Origin of the sequence: Anaerococcus sp. Marseille-Q7828 (assembly GCF_949769285.1) — a bacterium.
In the GTDB taxonomy this organism is placed as follows: Bacteria; Bacillota; Clostridia; order Tissierellales; family Peptoniphilaceae; genus Anaerococcus.
This window is the reverse complement of record NZ_OX458331.1, coordinates 415,487-439,435: the sequence shown is the minus strand read 5'-3', so window position 1 is coordinate 439,435 and position 23,949 is coordinate 415,487. Positions and strand designations below refer to the sequence as shown.

At 35.6% G+C, this 23,949-nt stretch carries 16 protein-coding genes, 1 tRNA gene, 3 rRNA genes and 2 pseudogenes; 12 read left to right on the top strand and 10 right to left on the bottom strand.

From position 1 onward, the window contains the following. Positions 1-507: 507 nt before the first annotated feature. The 3 genes from QNH69_RS02145 (at position 508) to rrf (ending at position 5,751) form a co-directional block, all read left to right on the top strand. Positions 508-2,037: ribosomal RNA gene (locus QNH69_RS02145) — 16S ribosomal RNA — on the top strand. A gap of 228 nt (positions 2,038-2,265) precedes the next feature. Beyond that, positions 2,266-5,397: ribosomal RNA gene (locus tag QNH69_RS02140) — 23S ribosomal RNA — on the top strand. 237 nt (positions 5,398-5,634) lie between these two features. Further along, positions 5,635-5,751: ribosomal RNA gene (gene rrf / locus QNH69_RS02135) — 5S ribosomal RNA — on the top strand. Together the 16S, 23S and 5S rRNA genes form the textbook arrangement of a ribosomal RNA operon. 423 nt (positions 5,752-6,174) lie before the next feature. Here rrf and QNH69_RS02130 read toward each other — a convergent pair. The 9 genes and pseudogenes from QNH69_RS02130 to QNH69_RS02090 form a co-directional block, all read right to left on the bottom strand. Next, positions 6,175-7,265 (bottom strand): IS3 family transposase gene (locus QNH69_RS02130; protein ID WP_282930180.1). Its coding sequence is split into 2 segments (ribosomal slippage): positions 6,175-7,028 and positions 7,028-7,265, totalling 1,092 coding nucleotides; the frame shifts between segments, so codons are not numbered across the junction. A gap of 827 nt (positions 7,266-8,092) precedes the next feature. Next, entirely contained in the window at positions 8,093-8,749 is a 657-nt protein-coding gene (locus QNH69_RS02125) for an HAD family phosphatase (RefSeq protein ID WP_282928975.1), read from the bottom strand. Positions 8,750-9,347: 598 nt separating this feature from the next. Next, positions 9,348-10,268 carry a CAMP factor family pore-forming toxin gene (locus tag QNH69_RS02120; protein WP_282928974.1) on the bottom strand — a complete coding sequence of 307 codons (921 nt, stop codon included), beginning with the start codon at positions 10,266-10,268 and terminating at the stop codon, positions 9,348-9,350. Between the two features lie 259 nt (positions 10,269-10,527). Further along, a complete protein-coding gene (locus tag QNH69_RS02115; RefSeq protein ID WP_282928973.1) occupies positions 10,528-11,448 on the bottom strand; it encodes a hypothetical protein in 921 nt (306 codons plus the stop codon). 19 nt (positions 11,449-11,467) lie between these two features. Beyond that, positions 11,468-12,121, bottom strand: a pseudogene (locus QNH69_RS02110) (DUF6612 family protein); the annotation flags it as partial. A gap of 24 nt (positions 12,122-12,145) precedes the next feature. Further along, a complete protein-coding gene (locus QNH69_RS02105; RefSeq protein ID WP_282928971.1) occupies positions 12,146-12,361 on the bottom strand; it encodes a hypothetical protein in 216 nt (71 codons plus the stop codon). Positions 12,362-12,381: 20 nt separating this feature from the next. Continuing rightward, positions 12,382-13,251, bottom strand: a complete 870-nt coding sequence (locus QNH69_RS02100; protein WP_282928970.1) for a DUF6612 family protein — start codon at positions 13,249-13,251, stop codon at positions 12,382-12,384. A 222-nt stretch (positions 13,252-13,473) separates the two neighbouring features. Next, the gene (locus QNH69_RS02095; RefSeq protein WP_282928969.1) at positions 13,474-15,072 is read right to left on the bottom strand and encodes a Na/Pi cotransporter family protein; all 1,599 of its coding nucleotides are present in this window, start codon (positions 15,070-15,072) and stop codon (positions 13,474-13,476) included. Positions 15,073-15,435: 363 nt separating this feature from the next. Next, complete coding sequence (locus QNH69_RS02090; RefSeq protein ID WP_282928968.1) at positions 15,436-16,170, bottom strand: ZinT/AdcA family metal-binding protein; 735 nt, start codon at positions 16,168-16,170, stop codon at positions 15,436-15,438. Positions 16,171-16,505: 335 nt separating this feature from the next. On the opposite strand from QNH69_RS02090, the gene QNH69_RS02085 reads away from it, so the two are divergent. The 9 genes and pseudogenes from QNH69_RS02085 (at position 16,506) to QNH69_RS02045 (ending at position 23,149) form a co-directional block, all read left to right on the top strand. Continuing rightward, positions 16,506-16,581, top strand: a tRNA-Gln gene (locus QNH69_RS02085). 23 nt (positions 16,582-16,604) lie between these two features. After that, positions 16,605-17,330: a hypothetical protein gene (locus QNH69_RS02080; protein ID WP_282928967.1), complete on the top strand. Its 726-nt coding sequence runs from the start codon at positions 16,605-16,607 to the stop codon at positions 17,328-17,330. A gap of 134 nt (positions 17,331-17,464) precedes the next feature. Continuing rightward, positions 17,465-18,139, top strand: a complete 675-nt coding sequence (locus tag QNH69_RS02075) for an ABC transporter ATP-binding protein (RefSeq protein WP_282928966.1) — start codon at positions 17,465-17,467, stop codon at positions 18,137-18,139. After that, positions 18,126-19,100: a helix-turn-helix domain-containing protein gene (locus QNH69_RS09310; protein ID WP_349252247.1), complete on the top strand. Its 975-nt coding sequence runs from the start codon at positions 18,126-18,128 to the stop codon at positions 19,098-19,100. The genes QNH69_RS02075 and QNH69_RS09310 overlap by 14 nt, the downstream gene beginning before the upstream one ends. After that, positions 19,088-19,957, top strand: a pseudogene (locus QNH69_RS02065) (IS3 family transposase); the annotation flags it as partial. The gene QNH69_RS09310 and the pseudogene QNH69_RS02065, both read left to right, overlap by 13 nt. 109 nt (positions 19,958-20,066) lie before the next feature. Next, complete coding sequence (locus QNH69_RS02060; protein ID WP_282928965.1) at positions 20,067-20,375, top strand: hypothetical protein; 309 nt, start codon at positions 20,067-20,069, stop codon at positions 20,373-20,375. Then, positions 20,365-21,273, top strand: coding sequence for a hypothetical protein (locus tag QNH69_RS02055; protein WP_282928964.1), 909 nt, complete (start codon positions 20,365-20,367; stop codon positions 21,271-21,273). Before QNH69_RS02060 ends, QNH69_RS02055 begins: the two co-directional genes overlap by 11 nt. Further along, a complete protein-coding gene (locus QNH69_RS02050; protein WP_282928963.1) occupies positions 21,270-21,950 on the top strand; it encodes a response regulator transcription factor in 681 nt (226 codons plus the stop codon). The genes QNH69_RS02055 and QNH69_RS02050 overlap by 4 nt, the downstream gene beginning before the upstream one ends. Beyond that, positions 21,950-23,149, top strand: a complete 1,200-nt coding sequence (locus tag QNH69_RS02045) for a HAMP domain-containing sensor histidine kinase (RefSeq protein WP_282928962.1) — start codon at positions 21,950-21,952, stop codon at positions 23,147-23,149. The genes QNH69_RS02050 and QNH69_RS02045 overlap by 1 nt, the downstream gene beginning before the upstream one ends. Before the next feature lie 17 nt (positions 23,150-23,166). Here QNH69_RS02045 and QNH69_RS02040 read toward each other — a convergent pair whose 3' ends face one another. Next, a complete protein-coding gene (locus QNH69_RS02040; protein WP_282928961.1) occupies positions 23,167-23,889 on the bottom strand; it encodes a hypothetical protein in 723 nt (240 codons plus the stop codon). Positions 23,890-23,949 lie beyond the last annotated feature (60 nt).

Here is a 23,949-nt window from a genome sequence, read left to right as displayed (position 1 = left end):
TTTTTAAATTACTGTTAATAAAGAAATAAAAAATAGTTTGACATTTTTGAAAACACGTAGTACCATATTAACTACAGCAAATAAAAAAAGCATTTGACATGTTATTTTGTATGTTGTATAATATATACAATGCCACTTCAGTAGAAATAGCAAATTCTACCGAAAAAATTAAAAAATATCAAAAAATATTTGACATTATTTTTAAAAGGTGGTATTATATATCTTGTCGTTAACAAACGACAATGAACCAGATAGTCAAAATAAACTATCTACATTTAAATAGTAATTAAACTTAATCAATTAATTTGAGTAACCTAAAATTGGCCAGTCCGGCCAGAAGAGGACATTTCGTGTCTCCACATTATGAGACCCACGGAGTGGTCGCAGGACGGAACGGCCGAGAAACAATGAACGTTTATATAATAAACGGACAAATTTAAATCACGCATTGATTTTAGATCAGTGTAAATGAAAGAGCTTGAATCAAAAGCTCTCATATAATTAATTTTTCATGAGAGTTTGATCCTGGCTCAGGATTAACGCTGGCGGCGTGCATAACACATGCAAGTCGAACGATGAAGCTTAGATGATTTCTTCGGAATGAACTTAAGTGAATTAGTGGCGAACGGGTGAGTAACGCGTGAGTAACCTGCCTTACACAAGGGGATAGCCTCTGGAAACGGAGAATAATACCCTATGACATTACAATCTCGCATGAGGAAGTAATCAAAGTGTTTTAGCGGTGTAAGATGGACTTGCGTCTGATTAGCTAGTTGGTGAGATAACAGCCCACCAAGGCAACGATCAGTAGCCGGCTTGAGAGAGTGTACGGCCACATTGGGACTGAGACACGGCCCAGACTCCTACGGGAGGCAGCAGTGGGGAATTTTGCACAATGGGGGCAACCCTGATGCAGCGACGCCGCGTGATTTAGAAGGCCTTCGGGTTGTAAAAATCTTTTGTATAGGAAGAAAATGACAGTACTATACGAATAAGGTCCGGCTAATTACGTGCCAGCAGCCGCGGTAATACGTAAGGACCGAGCGTTGTCCGGAATCATTGGGCGTAAAGGGTACGTAGGCGGTTAGAAAAGTTAGAAGTGAAAGGCTATAGCTCAACTATAGTAAGCTTTTAAAACTGTTTAACTTGAGAGATGGAAGGGAAAGTGGAATTCCTAGTGTAGCGGTGAAATGCGCAGATATTAGGAGGAATACCGGTGGCGAAGGCGACTTTCTGGCCATTATCTGACGCTGAGGTACGAAAGCGTGGGTAGCAAACAGGATTAGATACCCTGGTAGTCCACGCCGTAAACGATGAGTGTTAGGTGTCTGGAGTAAATCTGGGTGCCGCAGCTAACGCAATAAACACTCCGCCTGGGGAGTACGCACGCAAGTGTGAAACTCAAAGGAATTGACGGGGACCCGCACAAGCAGCGGAGCATGTGGTTTAATTCGAAGCAACGCGAAGAACCTTACCAAGTCTTGACATATTACGGCGTGTTTTAGAGATAAGACACTATATCTTCGGATAACTGTAATACAGGTGGTGCATGGTTGTCGTCAGCTCGTGTCGTGAGATGTTGGGTTAAGTCCCATAACGAGCGCAACCCCTATGGCTAGTTACCATCATTAAGTTGGGGACTCTAGCAATACTGCCGGTGACAAACCGGAGGAAGGTGGGGATGACGTCAAATCATCATGCCCTATATGACTTGGGCTACACACGTGCTACAATGGCAGGTACAGAGGGCGGCGAGACGGTGACGTCAAGCGAACCTCAAAAAGCCTGTCCCAGTTCGGATTGCACTCTGCAACTCGAGTGCATGAAGTTGGAGTTGCTAGTAATCGCAGATCAGAATGCTGCGGTGAATGCGTTCCCGGGTCTTGTACACACCGCCCGTCACACCATGGAAGTTGGCAATACCCGAAGCCTGTGAGCGAACCTTTTAGGACGCAGCAGTCGAAGGTAGGGTCAGTAACTGGGGTGAAGTCGTAACAAGGTAGCCGTATCGGAAGGTGCGGCTGGATCACCTCCTTTCTAAGGATTTCAGCGACGACACGTCGTCGCTGAAAAGAGAATGATACGTTATTCTCTAACTTTTAGAAAAAACAATGTTACTCATTTTAATTGAGTTTAATGAAATTTAACAATAATGAACCACTTAACAGACTAGCCTGTCCGGCTGATGGAGGACTCTCCATGAAATGGTCGCAGGACGAAGTCCGAGAAAGTTAAGTAAAAAACTAAATAGCAAACAATATTTCCAGTCAAGAAAGAAAGGGCGCCAGGTGGATGCCTTGGCACATGAAGACGAAGAAGGACGTAAGTGAACGAAAACTAGGGCAAGCTCACAAAAAGCCATGACCCCTAGGACTCCGAATGGGGAAACCCGGCTGTGGAAGACACAGTCATCATTAAGTAAATACATAGCTTAATGAAGTAAGACCCTGCGAACTGAAACATCTAAGTAGCAGGAGGAAAAGAAAGAAAACTCGATTTTCCAAGTAGCGGCGAGCGAAAAGAAAACAGCCCAACCCAGTAAGAAATATAAATGCAAGTCAAATCATTTGGGAAAATGAACCAAAGAAAGTGAAAGTCTTGTAGACAAAAGCCAAAATATTTTTGGGAGCAAGTAGCAGTGAACACGAGGAATTTGCTGTGAAGACAGGGGGCCCATCCCCTAAGGCTAAATACTAACATGTGACCGATAGCGAACAAGTACCGTGAGGGAAAGGTGAAAAGAACCCCGCAAGGGGAGTGAAAAAGAACCTGAAACCTAGTGCCTACAAGCAGAGAGAGCACAATAGTGTGATCTCGTACCTTTTGTAGAATGGGCCAGCGAGTTATCATATAAAGCAAGATTAAGCATTTAAGATGCGAAGTCAAAGCGAAAGCGAGTCTTAACAGGGCGAAAGTTAGATATGATAGACCCGAAACCGGGTGATCTATCCATGGTCAGAGTGAAGGTGAAGTAAAATTCACTGGAGGCTCGAACCGGGTGCGGTTTAAAACGCATCGGATGAACTGTGGATAGGGGCGAAAAACCAAACGAACCCGGAGATAGCTGGTTCTCCTCGAAATAGCTTTAGGGCTAGCCTATGACCAAAGATTTAAGGAGGTAGAGCACTGAATGGCCTAGGGCGGCATACCGTACCAAAGCCTATCAAACTCCGAATGCCAAAAAATCAGGTCATGGAGTCAGACTTAGAGGGATAAGCTCCTAAGTCGAAAGGGAAACAGCCCAGACCGACAGCTAAGGTCCCAAAATCTGGATTAAGTGGAAAAGGATGTGAACCTACCAAGACAACCAGGACGTTGGCTTAGAAGCAGCCATACATTCAAAGAATGCGTAATAGCTCACTGGTCAAGTGGGTTTGCGCCGAAAATAAACGGGGCTAAAATCCAGTACCGAAGCTTCGGATTGATAGAGAATTTAAATCTATTCACATAAAAGGAAACCATAAAAAAGGTAAAAGAAAAAACTTAACTAGGAAATATTAAAACACACAATCAAGATAAAACGAGTTATCAAAAATTTACGCAAATATCAAACACAAAGATAAAGGTAAGATCGGCAGAACAAAAACAAATCAAAAGATTTGAAAAAAAGATAAGATAACTACGATATCACCGAAAACAGACATACAAAAAAAGTATGACCCTGGTTAAGCGTATTCAAAAACCAAAAAAGTGGTTACTTATGTATAGATTTAAACTCTCTATCAGTGGTAGAGGAGCATTGTATTAGGGGTGAAGCCTAAGCGAAAGCAAGCGTGGACTTAATACAAGAGAGAATGCTGGCATGAGTAGCGAGAAGGAGAGTGAGAATCTCTCCCGTCGAAACCCTAAGGACTCCTGAGCAAGGCTCGTCCCCTCAGGGAAAGTCGGGACCTAAGGCCAGGCCGAAAGGCGTAGCCGATGGACAACAGGTTTAGATTCCTGTACCGCTTAAAGTCGCTAAAGAGACGTGATGACGCAAGAGGATAAGCTAGCTGCCCGATGGATGGCAGTCTAAGCACAAAGGCTGATTAGTAGGCAAATCCGCTAATCATAAAAGCTAATGTGTAATAGGCATCGAAAACATAAGTAGAGAAATAGCCGACTTCAAATTGCCAAGAAAAGTCACTATCAAGACCAAAGCGCCCGTACCAAAACCGACACAGGTAGGGAGGTAGAGAATACCAAGACGCGCGGAAGAACCTTTGTTAAGGAACTCGGCAAAATGTCCCCGTAAGTTAGCGAGAAGGGGAGCCTGAGCGATCAGGCCACAGAAACCAGGCCCAAGCGACTGTTTACCAAAAACACAAGTTTCTGCAAAATCGAAAGATGACGTATAGGAGCTGACACCTGCCCGGTGCTGGAAGGTTAAGGGGAAGGCTTAGAGCAATCGAAGGCTAGAACTTAAGCCCCAGTAAACGGCGGCCGTAACTATAACGGTCCTAAGGTAGCGAAATTCCTTGTCGGGTAAGTTCCGACCCGCACGAAAGGTGCAACGATTTGGGCACTGTCTCAACAAAGGATCCGGTGAAATTGTAGTAGTCGTGAAGATGCGACTTACCCACGCTAGGACGGAAAGACCCCGTGGAGCTTTACTGTAGGCTGATATTGGATTTTGAGATTAGACGTACAGGATAGTTGGGAGACAAAGAAGTGTGTACGCCAGTATACACAGAGTCACCCTTGGGATACCAACCCTCTAATATCAAAATTCTAACATTGACCCATGAACCTGGGCAATGGACATTGTCAGTTTGGCAGTTTGACTGGGGCGGTCGCCTCCCAAAAAGTAACGGAGGCGTTCAAAGGTTCGCTCAGAATGGACGGAAACCATTCGCAGAGTACAAAGGCACAAGCGAGCTTAACTGCGAGAGACACAGCTCAAGCAGAGTAGAAATACGGACTTAGTGATCCGGTGGCACCGCATGGAAGGGCCATCGCTCAACGGATAAAAGCTACCCCGGGGATAACAGGCTTATCTCCCCCAAGAGTCCACATCGACGGGGAGGTTTGGCACCTCGATGTCGGCTCGTCTCATCCTGGGGCTGAAGTAGGTCCCAAGGGTTGGGCTGTTCGCCCATTAAAGAGGCACGCGAGCTGGGTTCAGAACGTCGTGAGACAGTTCGGTCCCTATCCAGCGTGGGCGTAAGAAATTTGCGAGGAGCTGTCCCTAGTACGAGAGGACCGGGATGGACATACCACTGGTGTACCAGTTGTTTCGCCAGAAGCATAGCTGGGTAGCTAAGTATGGCATTGATAAGTACTGAAAGCATCTAAGTACGAAGCAACCCTCAAGATAAGATTTCTAAAAGAAGGTAAAGAAAATACCTTAGATAGGTCCAAGGTGTAAGTACAGTAATGTATTAAGCTAAAGGATACTAAACTTTAAATCTTGACTGGAAATATTGTTTGAGAGACCTAACCCAATTTGTAGTTAGCCCGTCCGGCTTATTGAGGACAAATTGATGGTAGGTCCTCGTTCAGAGTGTCCCAATGGTTAAGACCGTAGGTCTTAAGCTTGGTAGACACTTACGAACCAATCGTATGAATAATCAATCTGTATGAAGGTAAGTTTTACTGAACGCTATTTAAAGGTTCAAACAATAAGGAATTTACGAACATGGTTCATAAATTAAATATGGTGATGATTGCATGAGGGATACACCTGTACCCATACCGAACACAGAAGTTAAGCCTCATAACGCCGATGGTACTCGGAGGGCGACCTCCCGGTAGAGTAGGAAATCGCCAAATAATTAAGGCTTAGTTTTTATACTAAGTCTTTTTAGTTTATACACCTGTCACGGAAAGTCGCCTTCTACGAAGGCTTATCCGCGCTACTTTCCGGGGCAAATATGCCAAATCAAGGCATATTTAAGCCCGGTAGAGTAGGAAGTTGCTGAATAAAAGAAAGCCCGTCCGGCTAGTGGAGGACCCTCCATGGAATGGTCGAGCGAAGTGAGAGACTTAGTCTTTTGGCTGAGTCTTTTTTAGTACAAATATTTACTTGTCACGAAAACCCGTTTGCTTCGCAAACTCTGCCGTGCTCTACGAAAATCGGTTCTATTGAACCTCACCGTGCTTCCGCACTAGTTTTTCGGGTTAAGAGCCCAAAATCAATGGATTGTCAACACCTATTTGTACAATCTAAAATCGATCGCACCATTATAATTTTAACTAGTTACTAGCTAAGATTTGGTTTCTATATTTAACTGGTGACAAGTAACCTAAGGATCCATGGATTCTTAGGTTGTTGTACCAATAAACATATTCTGATAGTTCTAATTTTAGTTGTTTTAAGTTTTTAAATTCTTTCTGATAAACAAATTCTGTTTTCATCACCTTATTAAATGCTTCAGCTACTGCATTATCATATGGACTTCCCTTTCCACTTAAGGATCTTTCTATGCCAAATATGTCTAGAATTTTATCTATGCTTTTGTTGTCAAATTCTCGTCCTCTATCTGTGTGAAATATTTTTATTTTATTTAATGGGTACTTGATTGAATATATTGCTTCTTTTACTAAATCTGCGCTCTTATTTTTTCCTGCTGCATATCCTATTATTTCTCGATTGTGTAAATCTATTATTGCACAGATGTAGTTCCAACTATTTCCTACTCTTACGTAAGTTAAGTCACTTACACATGCTTGTAAAGATGGCCTATTGTCAAATTGTCTATCTATCTTGTTATTAATCTTTTTATTGTTACATGTGGTTTTTTCTACCTTGTATTGTTTTACTGTATAGCTTGATACTAAGGCATGTTTTTTCATTATTCTGCATATTTTTCTTCGTGATACTATGATATCTTGTTTTTCCAACTCTACTTTGATTTTTCTTGATCCATATGCATTTTTACTTTTCCTGAATATTTCTTTGATTTTTTCTTCTAAAAGCTCTTCGGTTTTTAGGTTATATTTTGATTCTTTTTTGTTTAGATGATAGTATATTAAACTTCTTGGTATACCTAAAAACTTACACATTGCACTAGTACTGTATTTATCCCTATTTGAGATTATGAGCTTTACTTTTTGCCTAGTAGTAGTGCAGCTTGCTTTAAAATATCATTTTCCATTTCAAGCTGTTTTACTTTTTTTCTTAGTTTGATTAATTCCTTTTCTTCTTCTGTTCTATTATCATCAATGTCGAAGGAATTTGAGTTGTTGTATCTATTAACCCAATCTCTTATTGTTGATGGTGCTATGTCGTATTCTTCTCCCAATTTTTTATATGTGTAGTTACCTTGGTTAAAGATTTCTACCATCTGTTTCTTGAAGTCTTCTTCGTAGTGTCTAGCCAATTTAAAATCCCCCTTTGATTTCTTATTATTTATTGTATCAGATATTCGATTTTAAATTGTACTATTTACTGTATCCTTACCACAATGGACTTTTATCTGCACTCAGTTTTCGGCATAAACGATTGTGTCCGAACTCCTGGACCCGAAATCAACGGGTGTTTATGTATACCGAACACAGAAAATTAGCCCGTGCGGCTCATAAAGCACCCTCCATGGAATGGTCGGCGAAGCCGAAAGCCTCATAACGCCGATGGTACTCGAAAGCAGGCCCTTCCGGCCAGGGGAGGACCCACCACGGAGTGGTTCACCAAAGGTGAAGGCCGTCCGCCTCCTTTAGGACCGATCCGCTTAAACACGTTTGCTTACGCAAACTCTTACGTGCTCTACGAAAATCGGTTCTATCGAACCTCGCCGTGCTGCCGCACTAATTTTTCGGGTTAAAAGCCCAAAATCAATGGGTTTTTAACTGCACTCAGTTTTAGCCTTAAATAACTAGCCGCCCGCTACATATAGGGTCCAAATCAAGGCATATTTAAGCCCGGTATAGTAGGAAGTTGCTAAATAATTAAGACTTAGTCTTTTGACTGAGTCTTTTTTAGTACAAATATACACTTGTCACGAAAACCCTCTTGTTAGGCAAGCTAATTCGCTTATTAAAGATATTTACATCATCCCCTCGAGCTGAATGTTTTTAGCATTTTATTAAAAAAGACAAAGTCCAATAATATGAACTTTGCCTTTATTGATATTTAAAATTGCTGCAAATATAATTACTTATAGCGTGTTTCAATTTAAGAATTTATTTCATCTATGATTTTTATGATGTCTTCTAAAGAATTCACAACATGTTTAGTCTTATTTAAATATTCATCTTTAGGCATTTTCATATCTGGCACGCATATTACAGGAATACCAGCACTGTATCCTGCTAAGATACCGTTTTCGCTATCTTCTATGACTAAACATTCTTCCTTATCGAATCCTAATAATTCATTTGCTTTAGTAAAAATTTCTGGGTTTGGCTTGCTCTTACTTATGTCTTCTGCAAAGACAAAGCCTTCAAAGTAGTGTTTAATGTCGTGTTTTTCTAGTATATTTATTGCTCTTTCTCTAGTACTTGATGAAGCAACGACCATTTTTATATTATTATCATTTAGGTAAGTTAATAATTCGTTTACACCAGCTTTTAGGTCAACTCCTTTTGCTAACATTGATTTTTCAGTACTTATAACTAAGTCAAAACACTCGTCAAAGGAAAGAGGTAGTTTATATTGATCAATTAAATTATTTACATTTTTCTCTTCGGTTTTTCCGGAAAAATTATAGGCATAATCGTATTTAGTAAAGTCATGACCAAAATCAGATAATATCTTTTTATATATCCTATATGATACAATTTCTGTATCTACTATGACGCCATCAAAATCAAAAATAATTCCTCTAATCATTTATTTCCTCCAAAGTTTAATGTTGTTTAAAATTACTGTACCATAAAATATAATTCCATACGATTGTTTTCATTATTGTAATGATGATAATCTTATAATAGAATAATGTCTAATTTATAAAAGAATATTGGCCTTTAATTTGATTTAATTTCCTGTATTACTAAAATAATATAATAATTAGAAAGATTATAATATTTTATGAATAAAGCTAATGCACATAATAGATTTACCTCTTCTGAAACATCACCTTTTTAGTACAAAAATATTGTGTTAATACCACAATTCTCATATTAAAGCTCTACGTAAGCTTAGTGGAAGTTGGACTTATTTTCACATTATGGAGGCAAAAAAATGGCCTTACATGTACTTTGCTTAGCTACTTTTTAAACATGTTACTAATAAAGGTGAACTTTTATGAATAAAGAATGAAGTTTGTGAAGATTATATGATATTAAGAATAGAGAAATTTTTTTACTTTTATTTAAAAAAAGACAAAGCTCTTATAAAGGGACTTTGTCTTTTTATATTATCAGTAATTTTTCAATTTTAATGGAGGCTATTACAGGTTATTATTTTATAGTAGGAAATGATTAAAGCTTTAATTATTTTCTACAGATTCAATCTCATCTAAAGTAACATTACTAAATTCTGGGTCTATTAATTCTTCATCTTCTGGATTTTCAGTTACTTCTTCTTCAGTTTCTGTATCTTCCTCTGTTATTTCTTCTTCGTCTGGACTTTCATTTACTTCAGCAATGTCGTTTTCTTCAGGACTTACGTCTTCTTCTCCTATTACAAAGTTATCTAAGAATTCTTGTAATTCAGCTGTTGCAGCCTTTATTTCTGCTACTGTAACTTTAGCTTTGTTTTTTGTATGAACTGCTTTTCTAATGGCTTGGTTTATTTCTTCTTTTTGCTCTTTTGTAGTCTCTTTGCTTCTTTTTAATTTTTTAGCTTCTTCTATAGCTTTGTTTAAATCTTTTTTAACATAAATAGTTGCTACATCTTCGTCAGTTATATCAGCTGAATTTTTTGCTAGCTCTTTGGCATTTTTAAGGTTTTCGATAGCCTTATCTAATTTTTGGTTGCTTGCAAAAGGATCAGCTAGAACTAATACTTCTTTTGTTATTTCAAGACCTATATCAACGTGAGCTTTCTTTGTTTTGCCTTGGATATCTTCAATAGAGAATTTGATAGTTTCTATTGCTTCAGAAGCCAGTTCTACTTTTTTAGCTGCTTTTGCAGGATCAACTTTCTTTAAAACGTTGATTATGATATCGATAGCCTTTGCATAAGCTTGTCCACCAGGTATGTGGTTAATAATATTTTTTAATGCTTCTGCTTTTTTGATTATTGATGTAATAGTTTCTGGACTTACTGCATTTGGGTCTATTTCTATATAGTTAGTAGTGGCTGGTGTATTTAATGCATTAGCAGATGATAACGTTGGTGCTACAGATGATAGTACGAATGATGCTGATAGTGCCATTCCTAGGATTTTAATTTTTGTGTTTTTCATATTTTATTCCTCCTCGTTATTTATGGTTTTATATTATCAGATATTAATTATTAATTAAATACACATTTTAGTGTATGTATATGAAACACATTAAAATTAAATCATATAATAATTGGATTACAAAGGGATATATTATCTTTATAGTAACTAGATAATATTTATTTTAGCTAGTTTTGCTATAAAGGATAGATTAATAAAAAAAGTGGACCAAGTTTTCTTGGTCCACCTTTACTGGAGAGTATATAGACTTTTGGGTATTTTAATTGCCATTAAAATCATGGTCGGTAAATAAGGATTCTATCGTGATTTTGTGGTCCTTTAGTTCGTCTATTTGAGGATCTAGCTCAAGGTTAATGCTCTTTAGCAATTTGCTTTCTTTATCAAATTCTATTTCCATTGATTTTTCTATTTCATCTTCTTCTACTAGCGTAAGTTGTATATTATATTCGCTTTCTATATGTTTTAGAACATCTTTTGCATCTTCTTTGAGACTAAGCTTTATGCTTTGATTATCTTCACTTACTTCTAGTTCATCTTTTAAGTCCATGACAGATTGTATTAGTCTATGGTAGTCTGGATGGAGGTCAAAGTTGTCAACTGTTGCTTCTGTCACTGTGGTTTCTTCTTCGCCAGCTTGTCTTTCTAAAATAGTAGCTTTGGTATTGTCATTTTCATCAAAAGTAAATTCTTGATAGTATCCGTCGCTTGATTCTGAAATTGTATCAGCCTTTATAGCTTGCAAATCGTCACCATATAGGGCATCTGCATCAAAAGTTTGGGTAGTAGTATTTTCTGGGTCTATCTTTTGAATCTTAGTCTTCATGAGGACTTTTCTTACTTTGTCATTTTCTGTTTTTATTTGGTCGAGTAAGGCTTCTTTTTCAGTTGAGTCTTCACTATCCTCTTGATCTTCTTCCATCTTGTCTTCTTTATCGACATCATCTTCTTTTATTTCTTCTGATTCTTCTTTTTCATCTACTGGCTGATCGTCAGTCTTTGATTCTTCATCACTTTTTTCATCTTCCATGCTTGTGTCGCTTGTGGCTGTATTTTCTGTATCATTTGCCGTAACTTCACTTGTTTCTTTTGGAGGAGTACTTTCTTCGGTATTACCATTACAAGCTGTTAGTATGGACAGGGCAAGGGTTAGTATTAGATATTTTCCATTTTTAACTTTCATTTTAATCTCCTTTTCTATATTATTCTTCTAATAAAGCTTTTACTTCATCAGGTACATTAATTTCATATATTTCGTTTATTTCTTTGTATTCAGCAGTGTGCTTATATAACCTAACGTCTCCGTTTTCGTCGGTGAATTCTATCTCAAAATCATAAGAAATAGGATATAAAGTATCCTTGTGGAATTTATGCCAAGACTTGATGGATGTTAGTTCGCCAACAAATACTTGACCTGATGTGTCTCCCAAGATAATATCTTTCATTTCATTAATGTTTTCAGGATTGGATTCTAATTCTAGGGTATAATCATCAGAATTTTCACTTAACTCATAATATTCTTCAAGTTCTTTAAAAACCCTATTACTATTTTTATCGGTGTCTGAAACATTATAAACATCTTCTCCGTCCTCTGTCATCGGAGTTTTAACCCATCCACTGTCATCTTTTCTATAAACCATTAGATTATCAACTAGATAGGATTCCATTTCCATTTGGCCTACACTAGGGTCAGATATAGTATATAGGGAGTGGTAGATATTAGCTTTTTTATTGAATTCTACATAACCTTCGGTGCCATTTACTTCTTCTGGATTGTCAGAATTAGCCTTAGCTATTTGTTGGGTGGCTGTGTCAATCTTGTAAGAATCCAAGCTAGCTTCCTCTGATAATTTATTAAAAAGTTCTTCTTTGCTTAGGCCCTATGATTCTTCTTCATTATCTACTTGTGGATTATCAGCTTTAGATTCTTCCTCACTTATCTCATCTTCCTTGTTTTCTTCTTTAGTCTCTATATTTTCTGTTTCATTTGCTGTAACTTCACTAGTTTCTTTTGTTTGGGTACTGTTTCCACTACAAGCTGTTAAAATCGACAGAACAAGTGCTAATATTAAAAATTTTCCATTTTTAACTTTCATTTAAAATTTCCTTTTCTATATTATTCTTCTAATAAAGCTTTTACCTCATCAGGTATAGGGACTTCTTTTACTGAATTTACCTCTTTATAGACATCGCTATTTTTATATAGGGTTAAGTCGCCATTTTCATTTATTGACTCGGCTTCCAAAGCATAGCTGATTGGATAAAGGGTTTCTTTGTCAAATTTGTGGTTAATTCTTATAGTTGTTAGTTCACCATCAAATATTTGCTCGAATTCATCGCCCATTATAAGATCTTTAATTTCTTCAAGGTTGTCTGGAGTGGTTTCTATCTCTATAATATAGTATTCATCAGTTTCGCTTACTGTGTAGTAATCATCAAGTTCGTTTACTATTATATTGTTCTCGTCATTTGCTTCGTTTTCTGGTATTTCGGTTTTCATCCACCCGCTAGCATCTTGCCTTGTGACAGCAACTTTGCCATTTTGATATGTTTCAGTTTCCATTTCGCCTACAGCAGGATCGTGAATCTCATATAGGGCATGGTAGATGTGTGGCTCTTTGATATATTCAAGCTTTGCATCAGTGGAACTTATTACTTCTGGATTATCAGAATTTGCTTTTGCTATTTTTTCTGCGGTAGTTTCAATCTTATAGGATTCTAGACTAGGAAGTTCATTTAATTTGCTAAATAATTCTTCTTTGCTTAACTTTTCTTCTTCCTTGGTTTCTAATTCTTTCTCTTCTTCCTTAGTTTCCTTACTTTCTGTTTCATTATCTTCGGCTGTTTCGACTGGTTTTTCTCTAGTATCTTCCTTTGTTTCACTTTGGGATAGCTCAGCCTTATTATCATTTTGATTGGTCCCGCCATTACATGATGTAAGTAGGGCCAAGCTAATAACAAATGCTAAACTTATTTTGTATTTCATAAATTTTCCTTTCCCTATCTTTTCTAAATGTATAAATCACAAATATTTTTGTAATAATATTTATTGATTAACAAATAATTGTAATTTGCTTTACTGTATAAATATATTTTTTAATTACCCGATTATATAAAAGATAAACAAAAAATTGCAAAATTTGCGAATAAATAATTGGACTTTAGCTAAAGTTTGCACAAAAAAATCGACAGATTTCCTGCCGATTTCTTATATGGATATTTTAGCTGTTTTTGATAGGTAGGAAGATATTCTTTCCAAAGCTGTCAAAGTTTTTTCGTATACTAAGCCGCTTTCTGGATCGCATTGTCTTTCTCTCATTCTTAGCATATGTTCATATCTACATTTTTCTACATCTCTTTCTACAATTTTGTAGTATTCACTTACTATTTTTACTCTTTCATCTTTTGGTAAGTCTTCTCTCAATGCCTTTAGCATTTTTATCGTGTATTCATTTAGTGCGTATAAATCTTCATAAGCTATGTTTGTGAAGTCTAATTTTTGTTCAGCTTTAAGTTTTGCAACATCTGCAACATTTTTGGCATGATCGCCAACTCTTTCTAGATTTCTTGATATTCTCAAATAAGAAACGAAATTTGCTGATGTATCTTCATCCATAGACATGGATAGAGCATCTATTATAAAAGCAGATATTTCTTTATTTAAGTGGTTTATAATTTTTTCTCTGTGGAAAATATCGTGGTATTTATCTTCGTCAAATTCTACCAGGATATCCATTGAATCTTCGTAATTAAGATCTACTATGGCCAATAGTCTGTTTATTTCAGCCCTAACATCTGTAAATGTAGCATTTACGTCTTTTGTTATATTCTTGTTGATATATTGCAAGCTCATCTCTTCTTGTTCCTTGTCCTTGCCAGGAATAAGACTTACAGATAAGTCTGCAAGTTTTCTTGAAAAAGGAATTAGAATTATGGTTGTAGCAAAGTTGAACAAGGTGTGCAGATTTGCTATTTGTGCAGCTGGCAAGTCCCTTGAATGCCTTAGAACAATTTCATCTATTGGTATAAACATAGCCACAATAATGAACATGATTGTACCTATGATATTAAAAAGCACGTGGGCTAAAGCTGTTCTCTTTGCATTTTTGGATGACCCAAGAGCAGATAGGACTGATGTAATACAAGTTCCTATATTAAAGCCAAAGACTATGTACATAGATGATTTTAGTGGTATTACACCTTGGTTAGCAACAGCCTGTAAGATACCAAGAGATGCTGATGACGATTGAATAAGAGCAGTAATAATAGTACCAGCCAATACTCCTAGGAAAGGATTTTGAAATTTGGTCATAAGTGTGACAAAACCTGGATAATCCCTTAGTGGCTCCATGGCCGTGCTCATAAATTCCATACCCATAAATAGAAAACCAAGTCCCATTATAGCTTGTCCTAAAAAAGTCTTCCTTTCTTTTTTAGCAAAAGTATTCAATACGAAGCCAATAAATGCAATTATAGGAGCTATGGCAGAAATATTTAAAGCAACAAGCTGTCCTGTAATGGTTGTACCAATATTTGCCCCCATTATTATCCCAACAGCTTGGTAGATATTCATCAGTCCTGCGTTTACAAAGCCAACAACCATAACTGTGGTTGCGGATGAAGATTGGATAATACCAGTAACTATGATACCGACCAAGATAGCCTTGAAAAAATTAGAAGTCATTTTTTCTATTATAACACGAAGCTTATCCCCAGCTGCAAGCTCTAGGCCCTTACTCATCATAGCCATCCCATATAAAAACAGGGCAAGACCACCCAATAATTCGATAAAATAATTAATTGACATATACCCTCCATTATCATTTATTATTTTTATCTTAATTTATTAAATTTTTTAGTAACTAATTAATGCTCACTTAATTACTCTGTTGAAGATTAAGACCTAACAAAAATAGTCCATTATAATAATTTTACCTTTTTTTACTTTTAAAGTCTTCTATATAATTTTAATTTAGATAATAAGTTAGATTTGACTTAGAGGGTTAGTAGAAGTGGATGTTAATTTAGTAGGATGTTTGGATTTAAGCTTGATCAAAAAAGAATACAATTATAAGTAAAAGTAAGAGCTTGGAGAAATCCTATAGGCTTGCTCCAAGCATACACCTTACTTAGTAGAGATAAAACATAAATTTTGAAAGTGAAAATTAAATTATTCTGTAATTTCTTCTATCAATTGTTCATTAGTAGTTTCTGGAGATACTACTGTTGGGAACCATCCTTCTTTATTTAGTATTTCATCTAAATCATCACCATATCTAAAGTGGAAATGTACAAGATCTTCGTCAGGATTTATAGCCATCAAGATCATATATTTATATGGGGCATCATCATTTGTAGCTTCGAATATATTCCAAGTTATTTTGTGTTCGCCTACCATTTGATTTTCTGTTTTAGAGAATTCGTAAGTTCCTTCACCTATAGTTTTTCCATCTTTATCTGGAAAATTATCCAAGAATGTTATCTTATCGCCGTCAACAACTAGACCTGCAAAATCAGTCTTTCTTTTTTCTAGATAATCATCCTTTGCCTTGCTTTCTTCAACACCATCTTTTTCAGCTAGAGTTGCGTAAGCTGGTTGGATATCATCATCCTCTAAATATTCGTACATACTATTCCATTTGCCATCCCAATCAGACAAACTTACATCATCATCTGATTCTTCACTTTCTTCTTTTTCTTCTGCTTTATTATCATCAGTTTTTGTAGACTCATCATCTGTTTTGTTTGCGTCATCATTTTCAGCAGAATTATCTTTAGATTCTTCTACTTGTTGACTAGTATCCTCGGAAGCCTTATCTTCTTTAGCTTGATCATTTCCACAAGCGCTAAAAACTAATCCAAGTGATAGAACACTGGCAATAACTAATCTATTTTTATTTTTCATATAAACTCTCCTCTTATAGCAGTTATTTTTTATCTATTTACTAAATAATAATAACATTAATTTGACATATAGTCAATAATGATTTTCATTATCATATATTAAAAGATTTTTATTAAATTAAGAGTTAAAATTACCCATGATAAGGTAAAAAATAAGAAAACTTTAAATTTTATAATAATTTATAAAAAGCGAGGATGATCCATGAAAAACTACTGATCAAAAGCTTTTACAAAGCTAGAATGAAAGCATGATGGATATTTTTAAAAAGTTAGAGTAACTGAATCTTTAAAAGGCTTTATTACTTGAGAAATAAGTGATATAATTATAATACTTGTTGGGATATAGCCAAGTTGGTAAGGCACCAGATTCTGACTCTGGAGAGCGTAGGTTCGAGTCCTACTATCCCAGCCATTTTTTATGTGAGGAATTAGCCTATGGATCAAAATATAGCAAAACAATTAGAAAATGACTTTGGCAATAAAAACTTACTAGATGGGAAAAATCATTTTATATTAAATGACTACGATAATAGTTTCTTATCCTACAATCGCCATGCGCTTGCCATAAATTGTGTGGGCAAATCCTTATTAGTTCGCTCCTCTGATAAAAATTTATTAGAAGAACTAGAAAAAGAGTATAGTGATTATCCTGCAGAATGGTTTATGGAAACGCCGAATCTTATAAAATTACAAAATATCCTTAATAACCACAATATGACCCTAAAAAACATGGGTCCTCTTATGGGACCTAGTAGGACTTTTAAGAAAATAGACAGCCCATATGAATTTACTAGGATAAAAGAAGAAGACTTTTCGAAATTTAAGGGCGTAACTAAGCACGCCTTTAGCTTTGATAATGGAATATGGAAAGATAGACTTGCCCTAGCATATTATGATAATGAAGAACTCATAGCAATAGCAGGAGCTAACCAGAACTCAAAATACTTGTGGGAAATAGGAGTAGAAAAATTTGACAAGCCTCCTAGATATAAAAATGTGACTTCACATTTAGTAAATAATCTTGTAAACATAGCAAGAGAAGAAAACCCAGAAATAACAGTAATATACTCCACTCAATTTTCCCATGTGAAGTCAATGAATGTGGCAATGAGAGCAGGATATGACTTTGCTTTTTCGTTTCTTGTGGGAGATAAAAAATAATAATCATAATTACAGCCTCTTAAAAGCATTATTAGTAGAACTTTTAAGAGGCTTTTTATATTTAAGCTCAATTTAAGGTTCTTTAAGTTTATTCTTAGCATAATGATTTATTCTATCATTAGGAGGTAAGCAATATGCTAAAAGTAAGTGATTTACATAAGAATTTTGATGATCATATTATTTATAATGGTTTTAATTTAGATATTAACAAAGGAGAGATTTTTGCGCTGATTGGACCTAATGGGATTGGCAAGACTAGTCTTATCCGTATGATTTTGGGTCTTGATAGGGATTATTCTGGAAATATTGACTACAATGAATTTAAAATTGGATATTCTCCAGAAACTCCTAGTTTTCCAGAAATTTTGACTGCTATGGAGCTTTTGGAGCTTATTAAAAATGCTCATGGAGCTAGTGATGATTTAGAAGATTTGATGAGAAAAGTAGGCCTTGATTCTGCTAATAAAACTAAGCTTTCTAAGTATTCCAAGGGCATGATCCAACGACTTGCTGTAGCTCAAAGCCTTATTGGCAATCCTGATATCATTCTCCTTGATGAACCATCAAGTGGTTTAGATTTTTTTGGGCAAATGGCTATGCAAGATTTGATAAAATCGCTCAAGTCTTCTGATAAGGCAATAGTTCTAAACTCCCACCTACTTTGGGATGTGGAACGTATATGTGATAGGGGAGTTATAATTATGGGTCCTGATAGTTTTAAATATTTTACTAGAGATGATTTTAAAGAAAAGTCCTTGGCTGATATTTTTATAGATTTTGGAAGGGAGGTAAATTATGACCCTCGTTAAACTACATATAAGGGAAAATCTGTCTAAGTCATCATTTGTTATCTTTGCCATAATAGGAATACTTATTACAGCCTTTGTTTCATCAAGTATTAGTCTTTCGGCACCTGGTGTTAATAGTAATTCAGAATATAGTCAATATGCTACTGCTTGGACCTTAACCAATATGCTTGCTGCTCTTGCTGCTATTACACTTTCTATGGGTTCTTTTAGGAAACACTTATATAGTGGTTTGGTTGATATTTTGAAAGTCCACGGCAAATCCTTGGATAAGCAAGTTTCTGAAATTATAAGAGCCGATGTGATAATTAGTATTGCCATGGGTTTGATCTTGCTAGTTGGTATGGTTATAAATGTTATTATAAATCGTCCAAGCATTGACCTGAACCCCAAAATCCGGAATACGGATGGAGGGGTTTTTTGTATGCCAAAATACACAAATGAATTTAAAATAAAATTAGTAATGGAATACTTATCAGGTAAATCAGGTGGGCAAGAGAAAGTAGCTGAAAAATATAATGTTCCCAAAGATACCTTAAGAGAATGGATAAACAAATATAAATCTGGCGGCTTTGACAACTTATCTAAAAAGTTAAAAAACAATAAATTCTCTAGTGAATTTAAGCTGTCTGTAATACAATATAGGCAAATCAACAATACTTCGCTCAGAGAGACTGCACAGCATTTTAATCTTGTTAATGGATCTATGGTATATAGGTGGGAGAAAGCTTACGAAGAACGTGGTCTATCTGGGCTAGAAGACAACAGAGGAAGGCCTAAAAAAGATATGACCAAATCAAATAAGAAACAAAAGAATAATACTCCAATAAACGAAAGTGAAAGAGAAGAATTAATAAGACTAAGAGAAGAAAATAGACTTCTCAAAATGAAGATAATCTACGAAAAAAAGCTACAAGCCTTGCTACTAGAAGAGGAAGCAGAAGCAAGGAAAAGACAAAGATAATCCTCAATCTACAAAAAGAATATCCACAAAGTAAAATAGGTGAATGGCTAAGCATAGCTAAATTACCAAAATCATCATACTATGAGTGGAAGATAAAGTTACTTAATCCAGTAGATAAAGACAAAAAAGTTAAAGATGAAATTAAAACCATAGTAGAAGCGTCAAAAGGTAGATATGGCTACAGAAGAGTAACATTAACATTAAAAAATAAGGGATTTAAAATTAACCATAAAAGAGTTCTAAGAATAATGAGAGAGGAATCCTTGCTATGTACTAAATTCAAAACTAGATCAAGAAAATACTCATCATACAAGGGACAAATAGGCAAAGTAGCAGATAATGTTGTAAAAAGACAATTTACAGCAAGTAAACCAAATGAGTTATGGTTAACAGATGTAACAGAATTTAAAATTAAAGGTCAAGAAAAGAAACTGTACCTATCACCAATATTAGACCTATACAACAGTGAAATAATTAGCTATACACTAAGTAACCACCCAACAATAAACTTAACCAATACAATGCTAGAAAAAGCACTAGAAGAAAATAAAGACATTAAATATTTAACTATACACTCAGACCAAGGATTTCATTACCAACATAGTTCTTGGACTAAAAAACTAGAAAAGATGAATATAACCCAAAGTATGTCAAGAAAAGGCAATTGTCTAGACAATTCTCCAATGGAGAACTTCTTTGGGATATTAAAACAAGAAATGTATTATGGAGAAGATTTTAAAAGTTATGATCATTTGAGAAATGAGATTGAAAAATATATTAAATGGTACAATGAAGATAGGATTAAGACAAAATTAAACGGAATGTCTCCTGTTATGTACAGATTACATTCCGCTTAAAATATTATTAAATTATTCCGTGTTTACGGGTTCAGGTCACATTTCCTTTCTTGGTTTTATCTTAGCTATCATAGTTTATCTAATAGGAATTCTTACAAGTAGCCTATTAATGTCAGTTTTCAACTTGATTTTGCCACCAGCTCCTGCTGCACTTTTTGGGGTGTTTTTTGTAATTGTTGGCGCTATGAGAGAAATTTTTAGGCTAATAGTAGAGATGACAGGTGGAATCTTTGGCCAAGTTATGACTCATATTTTAAATATCTTTCCGCCTATAAGTGTTTTTGGAGAGATAGAGCGTGATTTATTTTTCGGCAACTTCACAAACTATAGGTCCCTTGTTCATAGCCTAATCTATTTGTGGCTTTTGCTTGGTATTTTGTATCTTGTAAAAAGATGGAGGCTAGGTCGTGAAAAGTAAAATCATTTATTTTATTACAGGTCTTGGACTTTTGCTTGCGAGTTTTTCTATGAGAATAACTACAATTGATCCAGTAAGCCTTGCACTTATTGATGAAGTAGAGACCTATGATACCACAAAACTTTGGAAAGGCTTTGAGATGTCTTCATATACCAAGGATATTTGGTATAATTTTAATAAGGAATTTAGGTATCAAAATGGCAAGATAATAGAAAAACAACCAGATGACCCAGTATTAGGAATTGAGGCGCTAAAGCTAGATGGCAAGCCACTTATTAAAGCTATTTCCTTTGATAAATTCAAAAATATTTATGGGGGAATGGGTGGAACCACTAATCAAGAAGAAAACTACAAGTCAGTCTTTGTTCACGAGAGCTTCCATTGCTATCAGATGCAACATGGGCTAGATATGGTCCATGATGTAAGTGATGGCCAAAGTGAAGTAGAGGAAGACTACAATGAATTTATGGGAGCTATTGAAAAAATGGACAAGGACCCAGAATTTAAAAAACTGTGGGAAGCAGAATGTATGGGACTTTTGGATCTTTATGATTCAGGAGATGCTGATAACTACAAAAAAGCAAAGGCTGAAAAAGAGGCCTATATCAAAAAGAACTTCCCTTCACTATTTGAAGATTTGATCTTTCACATAAACTACAAGCAATTTATAGAAGGTACGGCCCAATTAGTTCAAGACAAGTACATGGCAGATCAAACTGGTGTTGATGAGATTAAATTTGAAGATAGGGTCTTTTATAAATTGGAAAAGACTTTCTATACAGAGGGAGAACTAAAGGCTAGGACTTTGGATAAATACTACAAGCAATGGCGAGAAAATTTGAGTTTTGATGAGAAGAACAACCTTGACTTGATGATGGAAAGAGGACGAATTTTGTGAATGAACTAGTAATGGTAGTAGATGACAACAAGGAAATAAGAGATATTGTAAGGCTATATCTGACTAATTCTGGCTTTGAAGTAATGGAAGCTGGAAATGGTGTTGAGGCTCTTGAACTTTTGGATAAAAATTCTGTGGATCTCATAATTTTAGACATCATGATGCCAGAAATGGATGGGATTGAAGTCCTAAAGAAAATCGGCCAAGATAGAGATTTTCCAATTATATTTTTATCAGCCAAATCAACAGTCAAAGAAAAAATCGAGGGCCTATACTTAGGAGCTGATGACTACCTAGCCAAGCCCTTTGATCCAGGAGAATTACTTGCACGTTCTATAGCTCTTTTGCGTAGGCAAAAAAGAGCCAATACTGAAGAGATTATAAGGGTGGGAAATCTTAGCTGGGATAAGGCTAACAGGCAAGTTTATAAAAATGATAAAATTCTAAGGCTTAGGGCCAAGGAATATGAACTTCTTACCATGTTTATGACAACTCCAGGCAAGGTTTTTACCAAGGGTGAGATTTATGAGTACTTGTGGAGTGGAGACTTTATAAACGATGATAATACAATCATGGTACATATTTCAAACTTAAGAGATAAGATTGAGGATAATCCCAAAAATCCAACTAGAATCATAACCATACGAGGACTTGGATACATGATGAGGAAAGATTGATGAATACTAGGAAAAATATCTTAAAAAATACAGTGATTTTTATAATAGTTTTCATAATTGTAAGTCTTATTTTTCTGCTAAGCCTTGGCATAGTTTTTAACCAAAATAATGTTGAAAATTACGTTTCAAAGTATTTCCCAACTAGAGAAACTGTAGATGACACAGCTATAGATTGGCAGGCAATCGACGCTTATGGTGGTTCGGGCTTTGTCCTAAAGGATGGCCATGTTATAAGATCCTATAACAAAGATTTCAAGGACAAGTACTCAGAAAATGAACTCCTTGATATGCTTGCAGTAAATTCTGGATCAGAGACCAGGATGGTCTATAATACAAAAGATGGCAACAAGCTTTTTTTAGAATATGATAATGAGGCTGTCAAATACATCTGGCAAGTTGATATAAACCATGAAAAAGTTCCACTAAAAACTGAAATTATATCGATAGCCATTCTTATAGTCCTTATCTACCTTAGCATTATTTATGCTATAGTCAGATGGCTTTCAAGGCGCATCAACAAAGAGATGAGCGAAATATATAGCAAGGAAGAAGAGGAAAAGGACATGCTTTTCAGGGGCATAGCCCATGATGTAAAGACCCCGCTTTCTGTGATAATTTCTTATTCCAAGGCCCTTAACGATGAAATTATAGACAATGATAAGAAGGAAGTATATTTAGAATCTATAGAGAAAAATGCTAATATTTTAAATGATAGGGTAGATGAATTATTGGAATTTGCTAGTCTTGGTAGCAGAAACATTGACAAAGAATCCAAAGATATACTAGAGATTATAAGAAGGTATGTCGGCGATAACTACATGTATTTTTTGGACAATGGCGGAGAAATTGAAATTTTATTTGCTGAGACAGACCAGGAAATTATCCCTGTTGATGAAAAACTATTCAAAAGACTCTTACAAAATATATTGCAAAATTCTATTGATCACAATGAAAGTGATGTCAAAATATATATAGATTACAAGCAAGATAAGCTTATTTTTAAAGACTCTGGTAAGGGCATTAGTAAAGATAAGGCTAGCAAAATCTTCAATCCTCTATATACAGGAGAGGAAAGTAGAACTGGTGACAAACTTCGTGGCATGGGCCTTTCTAATGTCAAGAGAATTTGTGATTTGCACGGCTGGCAAATACATTATGATAATGCTTTTATAATAGAAATAAAAAAATCCAAGGAATAAATCCTTGGATTTTTAACTTATGAAGCAAAGGAAACTGTGCTTGCTATTCCATCTTTTACTTCGATATTTAGTCCTAGACCAGAATCTGTTATACCTTGATAGTATTCTATGAATTCTGCTGGAGTAAATATTTCTGGTTCGGCTAGGCCACCAATTGCTTGGAACTTACTGTCAGAGTTAAATTTAAATTTGTATGTCTTTTTTTCAAGCTCTTTTGGACTTTCTTCAGAATTTGGATCTTCTCTGTAGTCCATGGTGCCTTCTACTATTAGTGTATCTTCTTCGATTTTGATACTAGAAATTGTAGCAAGACCCATGTCGCTATCACGTTCTCCGCCCTTTGATGCAACTAGGCTTGAAAAATAAACTCCGTCTTGGTCTTGGTAGTCCATATCTTCTTCACTTTCGCTTGTCTCTTGTGAATCATCAGCATTTTCTTTGTCAGAATCTTCTTTGTTTTCTTCCTTATTTTGATTTTTGACATTTATTACTGTCTTTTCTTCTGCTTTTGATTCTTCGACTTTTTTGTCAGTTTCTGCTTTATCTTCGTTTTCACTAACTTCGGTATTGGCATCCTCAGATACGTCTTCGATTAGCTCATCTTTTGGCTTATCTGTTGATTCATCTTCCATGCTAGCTACCACATCTTCACTTAGGTTTTCTCCGGAATCAGAGTTTGTGCAAGATGCTAGGCTTACTGCTAAGATTGCAGTTAATAAAATTTTATTACTAATTTTCATAATATTCTCCTTGTTATATATTTTACCCTCTGTTTACAGATAAGAAAATATTTAAAGAGA